The organism is Delftia sp. 11MD (assembly GCF_050907895.1).
Lineage (GTDB): Bacteria > Pseudomonadota > Gammaproteobacteria > Burkholderiales > Burkholderiaceae_C > Comamonas > Comamonas tsuruhatensis.
This window is the reverse complement of the sequence record NZ_CP194333.1, coordinates 5,318,882-5,335,734: the sequence shown is the minus strand read 5'-3', so window position 1 is coordinate 5,335,734 and position 16,853 is coordinate 5,318,882. Positions and strand designations below refer to the sequence as shown.

11 protein-coding genes, 1 pseudogene and 1 other annotated feature are annotated in these 16,853 nt (G+C 59.0%); of the genes and pseudogenes, 3 read left to right on the top strand and 9 right to left on the bottom strand.

Annotated features, from left to right (window positions below; translation table 11 throughout):
• Positions 1–366 precede the first annotated feature (366 nt).
• Positions 367–852, bottom strand: coding sequence for an ASCH domain-containing protein (locus tag ACRSCF_RS24425; protein WP_012203672.1), 486 nt, complete (start codon positions 850–852; stop codon positions 367–369).
• Entirely contained in the window at positions 836–3,007 is a 2,172-nt protein-coding gene (locus ACRSCF_RS24420; protein ID WP_289241449.1) for a GNAT family N-acetyltransferase, read from the bottom strand. Before ACRSCF_RS24420 ends, ACRSCF_RS24425 begins: the two co-directional genes overlap by 17 nt.
• A gap of 942 nt (positions 3,008–3,949) precedes the next feature.
• On the opposite strand from ACRSCF_RS24420, the gene ACRSCF_RS24415 reads away from it, so the two are divergent.
• The gene (locus ACRSCF_RS24415; RefSeq protein ID WP_012203674.1) at positions 3,950–4,186 is read left to right on the top strand and encodes a hypothetical protein; all 237 of its coding nucleotides are present in this window, start codon (positions 3,950–3,952) and stop codon (positions 4,184–4,186) included.
• Between the two features lie 70 nt (positions 4,187–4,256).
• Positions 4,257–4,757, top strand: coding sequence for a hypothetical protein (locus tag ACRSCF_RS24410; RefSeq protein WP_012203675.1), 501 nt, complete (start codon positions 4,257–4,259; stop codon positions 4,755–4,757).
• Between the two features lie 366 nt (positions 4,758–5,123).
• On the opposite strand, the pseudogene ACRSCF_RS24405 reads toward ACRSCF_RS24410, so the two are convergent.
• The 4 genes and pseudogenes from ACRSCF_RS24405 to ACRSCF_RS24390 form a co-directional block, all read right to left on the bottom strand.
• Positions 5,124–5,842, bottom strand: a pseudogene (locus ACRSCF_RS24405) (IS3 family transposase); the annotation flags it as partial.
• Positions 5,496–5,626, bottom strand: a sequence feature (AL1L pseudoknot). (Overlaps the previous pseudogene by 131 nt.)
• Positions 5,843–6,144: 302 nt before the next feature.
• Positions 6,145–7,995 (bottom strand): DUF3732 domain-containing protein, encoded by a 1,851-nt coding sequence (locus ACRSCF_RS24400; protein ID WP_012203678.1) that lies wholly within the window; start codon positions 7,993–7,995, stop codon positions 6,145–6,147.
• Positions 7,992–8,447, bottom strand: coding sequence for a three component ABC system middle component (locus tag ACRSCF_RS24395; protein ID WP_012203679.1), 456 nt, complete (start codon positions 8,445–8,447; stop codon positions 7,992–7,994). Before ACRSCF_RS24395 ends, ACRSCF_RS24400 begins: the two co-directional genes overlap by 4 nt.
• Complete coding sequence (locus ACRSCF_RS24390; protein WP_012203680.1) at positions 8,444–9,721, bottom strand: hypothetical protein; 1,278 nt, start codon at positions 9,719–9,721, stop codon at positions 8,444–8,446. Before ACRSCF_RS24390 ends, ACRSCF_RS24395 begins: the two co-directional genes overlap by 4 nt.
• Before the next feature lie 200 nt (positions 9,722–9,921).
• On the opposite strand from ACRSCF_RS24390, the gene ACRSCF_RS24385 reads away from it, so the two are divergent.
• Positions 9,922–11,082, top strand: a complete 1,161-nt coding sequence (locus tag ACRSCF_RS24385; RefSeq protein WP_012203681.1) for an IS30 family transposase — start codon at positions 9,922–9,924, stop codon at positions 11,080–11,082.
• A gap of 173 nt (positions 11,083–11,255) precedes the next feature.
• Here the strand turns inward: ACRSCF_RS24385 and ACRSCF_RS24380 are convergent, their stop codons facing one another.
• The 3 genes from ACRSCF_RS24380 to ACRSCF_RS24370 form a co-directional block, all read right to left on the bottom strand.
• A complete protein-coding gene (locus ACRSCF_RS24380) occupies positions 11,256–13,391 on the bottom strand; it encodes a helix-turn-helix domain-containing protein (RefSeq protein ID WP_012203682.1) in 2,136 nt (711 codons plus the stop codon).
• Between the two features lie 445 nt (positions 13,392–13,836).
• Positions 13,837–14,904, bottom strand: coding sequence for a 2,3-butanediol dehydrogenase (locus tag ACRSCF_RS24375; RefSeq protein WP_016450158.1), 1,068 nt, complete (start codon positions 14,902–14,904; stop codon positions 13,837–13,839).
• A gap of 69 nt (positions 14,905–14,973) precedes the next feature.
• Positions 14,974–16,776 carry an NAD(P)/FAD-dependent oxidoreductase gene (locus ACRSCF_RS24370; RefSeq protein ID WP_034367991.1) on the bottom strand — a complete coding sequence of 601 codons (1,803 nt, stop codon included), beginning with the start codon at positions 16,774–16,776 and terminating at the stop codon, positions 14,974–14,976.
• Between the last annotated feature and the right edge of the window lie 77 nt (positions 16,777–16,853).

The window sequence follows — 16,853 nt, the reverse complement described above, 5'->3', positions numbered from 1 at the left end:
TGGGCGCATCGGGGCAGAAGTCCACAGCCCGAAATCAGTTTTTTTGCACTTCTGTGCCAGATGCGTTTCTAGGGGAGTCTTGCAAGGAGCGGACAAGACCATTGAGCGAGCCAACTATCCAGGCATACCGCCAGAATTTCCCATCAGCGAGATGACTTCCGCAGTTGCCGGTGCTCGCCCCAAGCTAGGCCTGATCGAGGAAGGCGGGAAGTTCTATACACCCGGCACCTCACCCTCTGAGGTGTTGAATGCTTTCGAGGTTTGTAAAGATCTCATCGCGCAGATGGTTCCATACTGCAAACGCAAGCTCGCTCAGGCCGTAGCAGAGCCTGAGGGTGTTTGAGGCGTTTGTTTCCATGGGGCGCCTCAGGCCAGTTCCAGCTCAGTCTGCAGATTTTGCGACGTCGCGGGCCTGCCGTGAAGAGCTTGGCTCATCACGTGCAGTAAAGGTCCATCATTTGCGACATTGGCGAAGAACTGTGGTGGGTGAAAGCCTCCCGACACGTCGCGCAGCTTGCTCAGCGGGATGGGGGACGTGAGCTCAGTAGGCTCACTCAGGCCCAATGCAAAGGCTTTCGAAATACCTGAAAAGTATTCGAAAAATTCTTGGCGCTTGAGGCCCGATACGGTGCCAAATCGCCTCCACAGTGTGCTGGGGGCGAGCGTGTGCAGGCCTGTGACAGTGGCGCAGCCGACGATGCTGCCGACCGGCATCTTTACGTAGAACCAGACCGTTGATCCAAGGGCTACGTGCATAGGCCGACGACGGAGCTCAACGGTTTTGGTGCCCTGCAGAATCCTGTTCGCATGCCGTTCTTCAAGAGAGATCAGGAAGTTATGCGGGGCGTTCATGCGGAAATCCTTCGAGGAGAATGTTTTCGATCTGCTCGGATGTGAGCGATCGACTTGTCAGCAGTTGGGTAGGCTCGCCACAACCGAGCCTCTTAAGGCGCGCCAGCGGCACAGGGTTTGGCAGTTTTCTAAGGTTGCTGAAGGCCACGACGGCCTTGATTTTTGACTTGCCGATGGTTGATAGATCGACTTCCTCAAGCGCCGATCGGTCCAAGTCCCCTTTGTCGACCATCCCCTCAGCACTCAGGTAAGCGTTTGTCACCCGTGCAACAGCCACCACGGCTTTGAGTCCTTTGTGGCGCCCAGATTCGTAGAAGAACATCAAGCTCCCACGTCGGAACGCCTTTAGGGTCTGCGGCGAACTCAAATAGTGGCGTTGCTGGTAGAGCAGAGCTTTGGCGCTCGGCAGCAGCTGCATCTGATCTAGGTGATCCAGCAAATGTTCTGCATAGTCTCGCAGGATAGGCACGAGCACCCCAGGTTGGCCAGGCATGCAAATCAGCGCTGGCGAGAGCAAAGTTTCCAAAGCGAAAGCTGTCAGCTGGGTGCGTTGACCATCGGGCCGAGTGAGTTCGATGTATTGGTCTGGATCTCGGAAAATCGGCATCGACGTTGGCAGGCCGATTTCGCTCGCGCTTTGAAGTTTCGAGCGGTGTGTAGACCAGTTCTGGGCAAGGACCACGCTGTAGAGCGATACCTTGTGCAGCTCCTGCGCCTTGTTCGTGCCGGTGAAGCCGATCTCAAGTGCAACCTCCCTGACAGACGCCTGCTGGGGAGCGAGGTTCAGCCGAATGCGTTGAACCTCTTTTTCAGCCCTTCCCATCAAGTGAACGAGCATCAGGCGTGCTGCGTCATGTGCGCACGTAACCCGTTCATCGACCGCGAGGTAGGCATCGCAAGTGCCTCCTCTGAGACCACTGGGCCACATCAGATACCCAATAGTTTGATCCTCTTGCACAACGATGTAGCGATGGCGGGCCCGGCTGTTGCCATCATCTGCAGCCCAGGCAGTGGACTGATCAACCAGAGCTACGCCCAGGCGCGCAAGGAGTTCGCGGACCGCAACCTCGTTGCCACAGGTGAGCTCCTTCAGCTCCAGCGTGTCACGTGTGCTGGCTGTGATGGCGCCAAGCTCCGGGTCAATCTCCCCCAAAATCTGAAACGCAGATGGGGAGAGCACTTCGATTCCATACCGCAGGCGAAGCATGGCCGATGCATCGCGAATGGAACCATCGCTGGTCACCAACCCTGCTAACTTGTGATGTATCACTGTGCCAAGGTGCCGCAGGTCAGAGAGGTCGTTTGCTGTCAGGGCACCTGCTGCGAAACGCTCCGCAAAAATAACGGGAGCAAGTTCGTTGGTGAGCTGCGTCATGACATCGCCAGGGGGCACTGCGAACTTCGGGAAAACTTGTCCTAGACCCTGCATGGGGTCGGTCTTTCCGCTTGTTGCCGACCGCTTGAGCTCTGTATCAAACTCGGTGCTCAATGCGAGGCGGCACACGCCCAAGCGCTCTAGCGCAAACAGGTCGACAACATCCTGATGCCGTGCTCTGCGCGGACCCAGGTCGAACATGACGTTAAGGTCCAGCAGATAGAGTTTGGTGGCTGCAGAGGGCTCGACAGCAAGGCCCAGAGGATCTCGATGGTTCAGTCCACTGGGCGCAAAAAGCTGCTGGGTCGGTAGTTCGTGGCTGCGCACCACCAGCGTCCGGCCCCTTGTCTTCCCTCCTGGCGTGGTGCGATATGCATAGAACTCCTGGCTTTGCCAAAACTCCTGGGAGGAGCGAAGGTCTTCAGCGACCCGAGCATCAATGGCGATGTAGTTCAACGCGCTCAAATGTGCCTTGAGCGAGTCGAGCATTGTCTTTGCGACGTTGTGGCGGCGGCACCTCGAATCGACATGGATCTGCATGACGTAGCCCCGCGGAAACCGCGTAGCAAACAGAAGGTGCCCCGCATAACGTGCCTCATTAGCTTGGCGAGCAACCGCCACGATAAGCCGTTCACCGGTTGCAGCTTCGTTGTAGACCTTGAACGGGAACCAACCCAACGCATCACGGACAGTTTCAGCGGCCTCAACCACCTGAGCAACATATGGCAGGACATCTTGGCGTTTCGAAAGTAAGTCGATCGTGAGCTTTTGGGTTTCCATGCAGTCAACGCTCCACCTTTTTAAGTCGATGGGCAGGACTGTATCAAAGCTGTTACGTATGAAAGCCGCCAGTAGAGCAAGGGGCGCTAAGCTGCAATGAATCAAAGTCGGGAGGCGATAGATGCGCTTGCCTTTAGAAGCTCTCACCTTATGCTTGCATGTGGGTACCTCCAACGCCTGATTGAGACCGCGCTGGCGGCCTGTCACGCATACAGATCCCGGAGAGGGTTTTGGTATGGGTGATGCTTCCATAGAGGTAACTGTATATAAATACAGTACATTGGTCAAGTCCGAAGAGCATCAAGCTGGTGCAGAGCTCCCGCTTAAAGGCGGCGCGACCGGGACAGGGGCGCCCCATCGCCAAGCCGAAGACCTCATTGCTGTGTTGCGGGAGCTTCATCAGGACGGCGAGCTCTCGAGCTTGGTTGCCGATGGAGCGATGCACACCAAACCCAGCCCCTAGACTCTGCCGCTACGAAGGCGTTCTTCTGCGGAGCGGGAGCGGGGTTGAACGGGCATGGCCCCTATGCCTCTACCTGAAGGACGTGCTCACGCGCCTGCCCACACACGTGCCAGCCGGACCGAAGAATTGCTGCTGTATCGCTGGCAGGCTGAGGGCGCCGCCTGATCAATGCCTGTGTTGCCTGCGACGGTCAACATGGGATTGCCGCGCTGTTACCATAGACCTGCTCCGTGCGTAGGCTATAGTGCTTGTTACGAATTCGCTCGCAGATCTTATTCAACAACTACGTGGTGCGTAACATAGGAGATGCGGTGGGTTTTATGGCTGCGTTTGGTACTGTATTTTCATTCAGCACACCTGCAACAAGGCCAGGCTACAAGCCCCTTGCTGCTTCTTTTAAGTGCCGATTTAGATCGCAAGCATCAGATATGATCTGCGTTTTTTGCGATCCATAATCCGTTATGCCGCAGGATAAATTCATGACTGGCCTAAGCATTCTCTTCGCCTCAAAAGATGGCGGCTCAATCACGGCAGACGATGCAAGGATCATCGATTCAGCCCTCTCGGAAGTTTGCTCATCAGGCATTCCGGATGACCAGGTCGAGAATGTAGTGGGTTACCTAGATACGAATTTGTTGTATAACAGCGCAGCAATGCCAGCCCACCAGGTGGCTGCGCTTGATGCCTTGAGGGCAAATCTTGAGGCTCGTCGTTGAAGCGGCTTCACTCAAGCGTTAGGTACTCGAGATCAGATCGGCGACACCGCAAACAGGAGGTGGATGCAAGATGACCAAATATGCAGGCGCGCAAGACACTTATCGCGAACTCGTCGAAGAATCAAATGAGAGTTGGCTTTTGGGTCTCGTAGCTTTTGCTGTCGTTGAAGAGCAGCGCGTTGAATGGATGCGACACTACGAGAAGAGCCACGGCGCTCTGCCGACTGCGGATCAGGTTCATGGCTGGTACGAGCAGCAACCACCGGGCGCCCTGTTGCGTGCAAAGGGTACTGCAGAGAATGCCTTGCTTGCATACTCAGAACAGGTTTCCGCCGAGTTAGATGCGGAGTATCGGAAAGAAATCGAAAACGGAATCGTGGTCGGCGAGATCAAAGAGCTGAAGCAGTTCTGGCCGCAGTTCGGAGTAAACGTGGCGGGCGGTCTTACTAGCGCACTATTGTTTGCAGCCATCCTCACCGTGGTCGCATTCCTGGTGTTCAATGACACATCTCCAGTCGAAATGGTGAAGAAGTCAAATCAATCTTCCGTAGGAGTGGAACATGGCAATTAGGCCCGAAGTCACCGGCAAGCGTGCCGCTACGGCCGCTTCCAAAGTGCTACGAAGCAGCGATTCAAGTAAATCTGCGAAATCCGCTGCCGGATCTGCCTTGTCTCAGCACAAAGCACCACCAAAGGTCACATCCACAAAGGCAGCGACTGCCGCATCTGCCGCGTTGCGTAGCGCGGGATCAAGCAAGTCGACAAAGACTGCTGCGGGTTCGGCACTGACACAACGTGCAATTCAAAAGAAGTAGGCGGGGCACATTGAGCGGCGTGGCACGGGCACCTTGTCCTTCCATTAAGACTGGCTAACACCACCGATCCACGAAGCGTGTGCAGATGATCGCTGCCGCCAATTTCAGCAGTGCTTCGTGGACAACCAGCCCTGCCAAGTAGAGACGTACGTGAAGTCGCTGACCCATAGCTGGTTGGGCCGCTCGACAAGAAACTGCCGGTTCATCCGGCCCAGTGGGCATGGGGCCTTGGCATCGCCGATGGTGGTACGCACGACCTTGCCGCGCGTCACGCCGCGCAGTCCCATGCTGCGCATCAACCGCTCGACTGTGCAGCGGGCCACGACGACGCCTTCGCGTGCCATCTGTCGCCACACCTTATCGGCACCTTAGACCTGCATGTTGGCCCGCCAGACGCGCTGAATTTGCGGCATCAGCAGTAGTTCTTCGCGTTTGGCTCGGGCACAGCGCCTGTGGGGCTCGCGCAGCAGCGCGGCATGCCGCCGATATGCCGACGGAGCAACCTGCAGAACCTTGCAGAGCGGCTTGACCCCGAAGGCGTGGCGGTGCTGGTCGATGAAAGCCTTTACGACTTCAGTCGGCGTAGGGGGCTTGCCAGTCGAGCTCCGCCTGGGCGAAAAACGTTCAATATCTCGTTGGCCCCGCGTAGTTCCTTGTTCTCACGCTCCAGTTCCCTCATCCGCTGCGTCTCGCCGGTCGTGATGCCTTCACGCGCGCCGGCATCGACCTCGGCGCGCTTGACCCATTCGTTCAGGGTCTGCGGCACGCAGCCAATCTTGAGAGCGATGGACTCGATGGTCGCTCACAGCGACGGGTATTCCCCACGGTGCTCCCGAACCATCCTCCCCGGACGCTCACGGACCTCGGGCGAGAACTTGTTCGATTTGCTCGTGGCTCAATCCTCTCAGAGTGTTGAGCATCTGCGAAAACCGGGGCGGTTCAGTTCTTTGCTTACCGGTCGTCGTGCTATGAGGGCATTGAGCATAACCACTCTGACGGACCCTCTGGGGCAGTGGTGTTAGCCACTCTTAGTTGAGCGCGCGACTAACCATGTTCAGCTCGCTTCGGGATGTTGCGCCACGAAGAGGTCGGTCGTATTCGTAGTGAGCGGTTTGGTGCCGCTCACCGGCTTGACCAAGACAACTATTCCTTCGCTGGAGAGGCGGGTCTGCGTAGGATCAATCCATAATCCTCGCGCAGTTCACGATCAACTAGGTGGAATCGTTCCAACCCCAGGCCTGTCCAATGAGTCTCTTCGATATGTTCCAGCACGATGATTTGAAAGCCTCCATGCGCGTCCATTTCCTTGACGAAGCCGTTGAGTTCGCTTAGCACGACGTCAAGGCTGACGATATCGTCGGTCGGCTTTCCGTCGGTCCAATACGGCGTACTGGGTTGGTCCAGCACCAAGAACGATGGCATCCAGGGTACGCGCTGAAGCTTGGCGATCTCGTGCAGTGCAAGAAAATAGGCGACATGTAGGTAGAGGTAGTTCGACGCACTGCCAATGTCCGGCATTTTCTCTGTCTGCGAGAGATCCGGGGAGTACAGGGTGATCAGGCGTTCCCGCTCGGCAAGATGCGCGAAAAAGCCCTCGTAACCCTTGAGTTTCAGCCGCGTCAAACGTGCGTTGATGCGTCGGTTGAGTTCTTCCTTGGTGTGGGCAGTCTTCTGCAGGTTAGCGTCGACTGCTTCCTGCAGTTCTCGGATCGGCGCATCGAGGTCGTCGTTGATAACTGGTTGGCGCAAGTCGTCGCGTCTGGCGTAGAGCTCAAGCTTCGACTCGAGCCGGCCAAGATACCGATGGTAGGTCTGCGGACTCCGGCGCATCGCCTGACTTTGCTGTAATTCCGCCTGTCTAGCACGTAGATCGACGATGCGCCTTTCGTTATCATCGATCAGCGTTTGCACCTCCTTGAGAAAGGGGAAGGTGTCGCGGCTGCGGATAGTTCGCTGAATATCGTTCAGTTCCCTCTGAAGGCGCGAAACCACCTGATGGGCCAGGAACGACGGAAACACCTGCTCTAAATCGGCGTCGAATATGCTGGCCGGTTTAAGCGCATCGGCCATGTTCCGGAGCGCACCTTTATGGTGGTCTCCGTTTTCGACGAAAGCCACCAACCGGCGGTTCTTCGTGCGTAGCTCAAAAATCTCGGCCTCAATTCGATCTTCTTCATAGAGTTGTGCTGGCAAGATATCGGCCATGTCGAGCGCTAGCCGGAGTGCATTGATCTGTTCCGTAGGCGTATCCGGGAAGTTGTCGACTAGGCCAAAAGACATGGCTTCCCGGCCGAGCTGCTCAAGCTCGTCGGAGAACGCGTGGACCGCCTTGTCATAAATCCCCTGCTTTCTCGCTTGCGCGGCCTTCTTGCGTTCGAGGTCAGCCAGTTGACTGCGCGCGAGCGCTGTCTTGACGTTCTCTGCACCGATGGCCATGCGAAAAGTCCGTTCGATCCCTTCCTGGTATCGGCCATCACTTGGACGAATGTACAGATAATCTGGGGCGATGATGGTCGTCTGATCCTGATAACAATGCGCCAGGAAGTTGCGAAACGAGACCTTCTGACCAGCCTGTATGAACTTGCCGCCGTAAGGAACCTTCAACTCGGGATCGATCCCGAAAGCCTTGTTGAGGACCCGCTTGAGGTTATCGATACGGATATTCGGTGTCGGCCGCTCTGGGATGATTCCATCCTCACTGAAGTAGGCGCGATCTCTGTCCTGTTGCGCCTCCGAAGGGCGGGCGATGACCAGTTCCTTGCCGTCGATGGTAAGCCTGATGCCATACCAGTCGACCTTGGAATCGATATTGGTCTTGGATATACCCTTGGTTTCACTGGCCAGCAGGCAATAATCGATGATGAACAGGATGGACGATTTTCCCTTGCCCGCATCACCGGTAATTACGTTGACGTGGTTGTGTCGAAATTCCAGATTTCTGAACTGCTGGTCTTTCTGCCAAAGGAGAATGTTCGATATCTGAATGTTGCTCACAGCGCTATCCGAAAGGTTTGATACAGATCAACGGCTGGCTCCCGCAATAGTGTGGCCAGGTGCGGACCGGCGCCCATGATGTCACTGGCAGTCTTGCCGACGCGTGCCGGCTTGTTATCGTCGAAAAAGACTTTCTCAAGCACAATTTCACTGTTAACCAGCTGGGTCATGCCCATCTCGCAGGCAAGCAATATAGTGTTGAGTGAGGTCAGAGACAGATCGCTGAAGCGTGCGCTGACGGTGGTGAAAGCTTCGGGGTGCGACAGGATTAGATCCTTGCAACTCACGATGGCGCTGCGCTGATCCTTGAGTATTTTGCGAATGCTGCGGTCGAACAGGAGAGGCAAGACGAGGAACGCTTTGGAGAGCGGGAGTCGCCTGTCTGGTGCGTACTGCAGAGCTGTCTGCAGTGCAACTGCACCGAGCAATTCGTTGGTGGACAGGGTACTCATGATTTGAATTTCGCCTCCCAGTCCTTCGTCCAGCCGATTCTCGGCTGATCCGACAGGCTAATGAACTTGCCACGGCTCATGGCGATCGGCAGCGAATTTTTATTGGCAGTCAGCGACTCCTTGATGGTTTGCTTGTAGCAGGCATAAGCCGCTTGGCGGTGTGCTGCCTCGTCGGCATGCGCATCGCGGTGAGTATCCCGATGGATCTCTGTCCAGATACCGTGCGCGCTGTTTTCCAGCCGAAGATTTTCAACTTGCCCAAAAAGTCCGCGGTCGCACAGTTCCTCGATGAAGTCTTCGGCGACCTTCATCTCAATGCCGCGATCGATGATTTCTTCGGATGCGATATTGAGCGCGGCAAGCTGCGCCTGGAACTTACTGTTCAAGAAGGACAGTTCTTGCGGACGGCGATAAGAATAATGGCGATCCACAAACTCCTCAAAATTTGCTTCGTCAGTCCTCGCGGCCGTCAGAATCAGCCTGAATCCCATCCGTTTTCGGAAATCATCGAAGGAAATGCTAACCTTCTCGTTGGCACAGATGGTCTTGAACTTGTACTCCTTGAAAGCCCCGATCAAGGCTTGGCGGGTCGCTAGGAGCCGGCTATCCGGCACTGAGAGGTAGGTCAGGAGCGAGTCGATTCGTGCGAGGATCCCGCTGTTGTCCGCATGGAACTCGAAGCGTTCGAAAAGAAAGCACAGGTCGACATCGGATGCTTGCGCCAGTGCCCTGGCGTAGCCCGCGATTGGATTGGGAGATGCCTCGGGGGCTTTCTGCGCGTCTGTAGCAGCGATGTCATGGTGTGTCTCACGAATATGCGTGATGATCGCTTCGATGTCTTTTTTGGGTGCCTTGAGCAGACTGATAAGTGTCTGGCTGTTCAACGCCTTATTCGTATATATTCGAAAACCGACCTCGCCGTGCTGCGGCAGTTCGGGTAACGCTTTAAGCCAGTTGGCGAGCGTTTTCCACAGGTCGCAGTCACGATCAGTGATGTTGCCTCCGGACAGGCTATGCTTGACCTGATACAGGAGGAACTTGCTGGATATCGTCTCGAGGTGGATGTCATCTAAGACTTCGAGCCCCAGTGATTCGCCAGGCTTGAGTTCCAGGAGTTTTTCGATAAACACTAGATCCTGGAATTCAAAGCCGAGTGAGGTTTTGTCTGCCGAAACTGCGTCTAGATGGCCCATATTTGTTATATCGTTGTACAGCAATTTTAATGAATGATGCCCATGCTGCGAACGCAGGCGCAATATCGCATGATCGATCATAACGTCCGGATCGACGCGTGGCTATGCATGATGACCACAGGTACCGTCCAGGCGTGCATTAGCCCCTCAGTGTCCGCTTCCCGTCGTGAAGCCGCCGCCTGGATGACCAGTTAGCGGTGGAATCAATCGGCCGCTCCTGGCTGCGAATTCAACCGGTCGATGCAACACAATGACTGCACCTGGCGCAAGGAGTGCTGGCCATGCAGCAAAGACCTCGGATCTACTACACCGAAGTACAGAAAGCGATGATGTGGGATCGCTGGAGCAAGGGCGATACCCTGCACCAGATCGGCAAGCTGTTCGATCGACCACATACCTCCATTCAGAACATCCTGGCCGCAACCGGCGGAATCCGCTCGCCAGCGCGCCATCGGTCCCGATTGGCACTGACCCTCACTCAGCGCGAGGAGATCTCGCGAGCTCTGGCAGTGGGCGAATCCATTCACTGCGTGGCTGCACGCTTGGGTCGAGCCGCATCCACCGTCAGCCGTGAGCTTCACCGCAACGGTGGCAAGACTTGCTACAGGGCTGCTCGGGCCGACGAAGCTGCCTGGGAGCGTGCACACCGCCACAAGCCTTGCAAGCTGGCGAGCAATCCAGCCCTGGCACAGATCGTAGCGGGCAAACTGCAGCATCAATGGTCGCCGGAACAGATCGCAGGATGGCTTAAACAGACTTACCCGGGGGAAAGGGACTTGCAGCTGTCGCATGAAGCCATCTATCGCACGCTCTTTGTCCAGACGCGGGGTGCCTTGAAGAAGGAACTTCTCGAGCATCTGCGGCGCACCAGAGGCATGCGTCGTTCACGGCACTACACGCAGAAGACCAGCATTCATGGCCGAATCGTCGATGCCGTTCCCATCGCTGAACGCCCAGCCTGCATTGAGGACCGAGCCGTGCCGGGGCATTGGGAGGGAGACTTGCTGTTCGGCGATGCCCATAGCCAGATCGCGACCTTGGTGGAGCGACACACGCGTTATGTGATGCTGATCAAGCTGGTGGACAAAGACTCGTACACCGTGGCTGCGGCCCTGGCCAGGCATGCCAGGAGCCTGCCGCATGAGCTCTACCGCTCCTTGACTTGGGATCGCGGCTCGGAAATGGCAGGGCACAAGCGCTTCACGTTGGCGACCGACATCCAGGTCTACTTCTGTGACCCGCACCATCCATGGCAGCGGGGTACCAACGAGAACACGAACGGGTTGCTCAGGCAGTACCTCCCCAAAGGGCTTGATCTGTCAGGCTACTCGCAGGAAGGACTGGATGCGATTGCAAGGCAATTGAACCAACGTCCCAGGAAGACACTGGGGTTCAGCACACCTGCTGAAATGTTTGATGAGTGTGTTGCGTTGACCGGTTGAATCCACCGCCGTCAGCAGTCTTTCGCCCCAAAGCCGCTACCGGCGGCCCCAGAACTGATTTCGGACACTCAGCCTAAGGCTTCAACGACTGCTGCGGATTACAGTGCGGACTGAAGATTTGTTTGGCGCGAGGGACTGCTGCCAACTAGGCGAACGGCAACGGCCGCCCGGGTTCAGCCTTGGATCAGCAGATGGCGCACCGATGCCATCGCGTCGTCCCAGGCCTCTGTAACCGCGGCCAGCACTCGCGCATCCGCCTCGCCATCGTGCTTGACGCAAAACCAGTCATGATTGCGCACATTGATTCGCTCCCGATAGCCTTTCCCCAGACCCCACTGGCTGCTGCAATCGCGCCAGAAGTCGGAGTCCCCTCGCATCTCGTCGGCGTGCACACTTTCGCCGACCAGTTGGGCCTTGCGGATCACTGCGTCAAAGCCGGCCTCCACGGACCTGATGGTCTGATGCACGAGGCCGTGTGCGTCGGCGAACTGATCGTCCTGGAGCAGGTTGTTCGCAATCGCCCGAAACTCGTTTAGCTTCGGCTCTGTGAGAATTGCGGCGAGCCGGCGTGCGCCGTGACTCAATTGATGCCCGTAGTGCAGGTTCAACCAATCCCCGTCGCGCACGATGGCAGCGTAGACCGTCCGCGGATGGGCGGCCTCGACCGCCTTGACGAGGCTGTCATGCACGTGCCGCGTTGTGCTCTTGGGCAGCGCGGCATTGTTTTCGAGCCAAGTTTGCAGTCTGCGCGCTGCGGCCTGCATCGCCTCGCGGGCCTGGGCCCGTTCATGGTTTTCTAGCAGCGCCTGCGCTCCCGAAATGATCTCCTCCAAGGCGTCGCGCTGCCACTGCCGGACTACGCGGATACGCCTGCAGACGAAGCTGCGTAGATCCTCCGGGTCATCCTCCGATGCGTTGAAGAACTCGATCGGTATTGTGCCAACGCCGAGTTGCTGGAGACGATCTGCAGCCTCGAAGCCCTTGACCTCGCGACCTTCCGCCGCGTCCTGGACCAAGACGCCGTTTTCCTTGACCATCGTCGCCTCGCCCGGCCGCGGCAGCGCCAGGATCGCTGCGTGGCTCTCCAGGGTGCGTACCCCGGCCTCCCTAGCGCGCGTCAGCAGCTGCCGGACCGGCAGAGCTGGGGTTTCATCGAACCGGCTGCACAGCACGACGACTGTATGCGGGTCGTCAAAGTGCTGCTCAAGGTCGCGACGCTCCGCCAACTCATCGATGCCGCGCGTGTCGATCAGAGTGAGATCGACCTCACTCTCCTGCAGGATGGTCTGCGGTACGAATAGTTCAATGCGCCGGGGCAGCGTGAAATCCGAGTGGCGGCCGTTGTTGATGCGCTCGAACGCGTCCTGTAGCCACTCCAGCGGGTTTGTGCCGCTGTCGGCGCTGTGCCACATATCGCGCTCTGCGCGCCGGTGCAGCTCCATGCGCGAGAGGATTTCGACCGCGAGCGCCTTCGAGTCTGTCAGCGTTGCTGCCAGCGCCCGGGCTTCGTCGCTGGCGGGCACGACCGTGCCGTCCTGCTTCCGCTCCGCTCGGCGGCGGCGCAGGCCTGCCATATTGCGGATGGCGCGCTCAATCTCGCCGGACACGCCAGGTGAAGCGGATTCACTTTCGTCGTCATCCTGCGGCACCGGTTGCGTCGGTCGGAGCAGGAAACTCGCAAAGTCAGAAACGTGGCGGCGGATTTCGTCATCGCTGCAGGGCTCGACCATCAGGCCGTAGCCTGGACCCTGCCGGACGTGAACCTCGCAAAGCGTGATGCGCCCGGTGCCGGTCTCAAGCACCGCTTTTGGCAAGCCCTTTCCCGTCGAAATCTCGAGGCCCTGCGCACTGCAGATTGCTGTCGACTTGCCGACGGCGATGGTGCCGATGAAGGCGGCGCGGAAGCGTTTGTCGGCCACGCGCGCGGCGGCTGTTTTCAGCTCGTCCTGATAACGTACCAGGCGGCGCTCGAAGAACTGCTTGACGTCCGGCCGCTCGGCCAGGTCATGAACCTGTTGGGCCGTCTGCTCAGCGCTCCATAGGAGGTCGGCATCCGGGTCGCCGAGCGGAGGTTCAGAAAGGATCTTCCATTCACGGGCGAGCATTTCCTGTAGTTTGAGAGCTTCGGGAGTGCCGATGCCGTTGAGGATCGTAGCCAGCTCGTCGCCGCCGAGCGTGCGCTCACCGCTCTCGACGCGGGACAGTACGGCGGGGCTCCAGGTGAGCTTGCGTGCGAGTTCGGCTTGCTTCAGTCTCGCCTGCTCGCGCAGGGTGGCGATGTATTTTCCAACGGCGATGTCGCGTGTCATGGATGCCCTCCGAAATTGTTTGGAAATCATCCTGCAACATTGCTGCAATGTCAATGGCAACGTTTCTATGTCTTCGGGCTCGCATACATACATGCCGCCGGCTGCGCTCTGCGCCATGACTTGCGAGCGTAGAGCTGCCGCACCACTACCAGGTAAAGCCAAGCGCTATCGACGAGAACGAAAAGACTGACGTCAGTATTCGGTGAAGGAAGAATTCAAAACTTAGTGAAAAACTTCTGGTGAAGTTCAAAACTGAGCGATCCGGGAGTTCAAAACTATGCTGCTCGAGGTAAGCCAAGTGGTTGATCTACCTTGATTCAAGGTTCAAGCCTCGAAGAGACTCGACACATGTGTCGGCCCCCGCCGGGTTTTGACCCCTTTGCGCCCGGCTCCGCCGGCGACCGGCACGAAAGATCCAGGTTCGTGCAGTCGCGGTGCCCAGCGGCTATTTGAACCGTGGCTGCACGATGATCTTCACCGCCGACTCGTTGTTGTGGATCAGCGTGTCAAAGCCCTGGGCCACCAGGTCATCGAGCTGGATGCGCTGGGTGATGAAGGGCTCGAGGTTGATCTTGCCCTCCTCGACCAGCTTGATGGTTTCCTGGTGGTCGTTGCAGTAGGCGATGGTGCCGCGCACGTCCAGCTCCTTCATGACCACGCTGTGCACGTTGATGGTGGCCGGATGGCTCCAGATGGACACGATCACCACCACGCCCGTGGCCTTCGTCGCGGCCACCAGCGTGTCCAGCACCTTGTTCACGCTGGTGCATTCGAACGACACATCCACGCCCTTGCCGCCGGTGAGCTTCATCACCTCGGCCACCACGTCCACCTCGGAGGGGTCCAGGATGTGATCGGCCACGCCCGATTCACGCGCCTTTTGCTTGCGCTTGGCACTGAGCTCGGTGATGACGACGGTCAGGCCCTTGGCCTTGAGGATGGCCGACAGCAGCAGGCCGATGGGGCCGGCGCCGCCCACCAGTGCCACATCGCCGGCCTTCGCTCCGCTGCGGGTGTAGGCATGGTGGCCCACGGACAGCGGCTCGATCAGCGCGGCCTGGTCCAGTGGAATGGCATCGGAGATGGGATGCACCCAGCGGCGCTTGACGGCAATCCGCTCGGACAGCCCGCCACCGCGCCCGCCCAGGCCGATGAAGTTCATGTCCTTGGACAGGTGGTAGTTGTCGCCCGGCCCCGTGGGCACATCGTCGGCCACGATGTAGGGCTCCACCACCACATGCTGGCCGACCTGGATATCGTCCACCCCTGCGCCCACGGCGTACACCACGCCCGAGAACTCATGCCCCATGGTGATGGGTGCGGACTCGCCCGAGATGGGATGCGGGTGGCCGCAGGGCGGGATGAAGATCGGCCCTTCCATGAACTCATGCAGATCCGTGCCGCAGATGCCGCACCAGGCCACTTCGATGCCCACGGTGCCGGGCTCCACCACGGGTTCGGGGATGTCCTCGATGCGGATGTCGCCCCGGTCGTGGAAACGTGCTGCTTTCATGATTGAACTTTCTGTTTTGCAAGGCTGGGTTGGCGGGCGGCACAGCCGCCCCATGGCGATTATTCGGCCTTACCGCAGGTGATGAACTTGCTGCAGGTCATAGACACGCACCGGCAGGCCTTCCTGCCGCGCCTTGAGCTGCAGCGCCAGGTACAGCGAGTAGTGGCGCGACTGGTGCAGGTTGCCGCCGTGGAACCACAGCGCCTCTTGCTGCGTGGGCTTCCACATGTTGCGCTGCTCGCCCTCCCACGGTCCCGGGTCCTTGGTGGTGTCCGAGCCCAGGCCCCAGACCTTGCCTACCTTGTCCGCCACCTCCTGGCTGATCAGGTCGGCCACCCAGCCGTTCATGGAGCCATAGCCGGTCGCGTAGACCACCAGGTCCGCCGGCAGCTCGGTGCCATCGGCCAGCACCACCGCGTTTTCCGACAGGTGGCTGATCTGCTTGCCCGCCTGCAGCTTGATGCTGCCGTCGATCACCAGATCGCAGGCCCCCACGTCGATGTAGTAGCCCGAGGCGCGGCGCAGGTACTTCATGAAAAGGCCCGAGTCGTCATCCCCGAAGTCCAGCATGAAGCCGGTCGCCTCCAGCTGGCGGTAGAACTGAGCGTCGCGCTCGCGGATGCGGTTGTACACCGGCACCTGGAAGTCGGCCATGATGCGGTAGGGCAGCGAGGCAAAGATCAGGTCCGCCTTCCTGGTCGTCACGCCGCTGGCCACGGCGCGCTCCGAGTACAGGTCGCCCAGGCCGATGTCCATCAGCGAATCGGAGCGCACGATATGCGTGGACGAGCGCTGCACCATGGTCACATCGGCGCCGTGCTCCCACAGAGCCGCGCAGATGTCGTGGGCGGAATTATTGGCGCCGATCACCACCACCTTCTTGCCCGCGTAGGCGTCCGGGCCATGGTGCTGGGACGAGTGCTGCTGCTCGCCCTTGAAGATGTCCTGGCCCTTGATCTTGGGCACATTCGCCTTGCCCGACATGCCGGTGGCGAACACCACATGCCTGGGGCGCAGCACCTGCGTCTCGCCATTGCGCTCCACGGTGACTTCCCATTCCTGCCGGTCCTCATCGAAGCGGGCGTTCAGGCAGTTGGTGGACGGCCAGTAGTTGACCTCCATCACCTTGGTGTACATCTCCAGCCAGTCGCCGATCTTGTCCTTGGGCGCGAACACGGGCCAGTTGTCCGGGAAAGGCATGTACGGCAGGTGGTCGTACCAGACCGGGTCGTGCAGGCACAGCGATTTATAGCGGTTGCGCCACTGGTCGCCGGGGCGCGCCTGGCGGTCGATGACGATGTGCGATACCCCCAGCTGGCGCAGCCGCGCGCCCAGCGCAATGCCGCCCTGGCCGCCGCCGATGACGAGCACGAAAGGCTGCCTGTCGCGGCCCAGTTCCTGGGCCTCCTGCTGGCGGCGCTCCAGCCAGGTCTGGCGGCCACGCCGGATGCCGTGCTCGGCCCCCATCGGGCGGCGCGTGCCCATGGGTTCCTCATGCCCCTTGAGCTCCTGGGCGGCCGTCAGCAGCGTCCAGATGCGCCCGTCCCTGATGCGGACATGGCCGCCGCCGCGCGCATGGCGCGTGTCGATCACGATCCAGGCGGACACCACGCCATCGGCCTCCTCCACCGACTCGCGCTCGTCCAGCGAAAAGCGCACGGGCGCCGCGGCGTCCAGCTGCGCAGCCAGCATGTCGGCGATCTGGCTGCGCCCTTCCATGGTCTTGATGTTCCAGGTCAGCAGCACCAGGTCGCGCCAGTAGCATTCGTCGGCGAACAGGCGGCTGGCGGCCGCGAAGTCGCGGTCTCCCAGGGCATGGTTGAGTTGGTCAAGCATCGCCTTGGCGCGGGCGTTGGGCGTCGTATCGGTCATGGTTGTCTCCTTGATGCGGTCATGCCCGCTGGTTTTTCTTCGGGCAGGCGCTCTTACGCAATCACCATGCCAGGCAG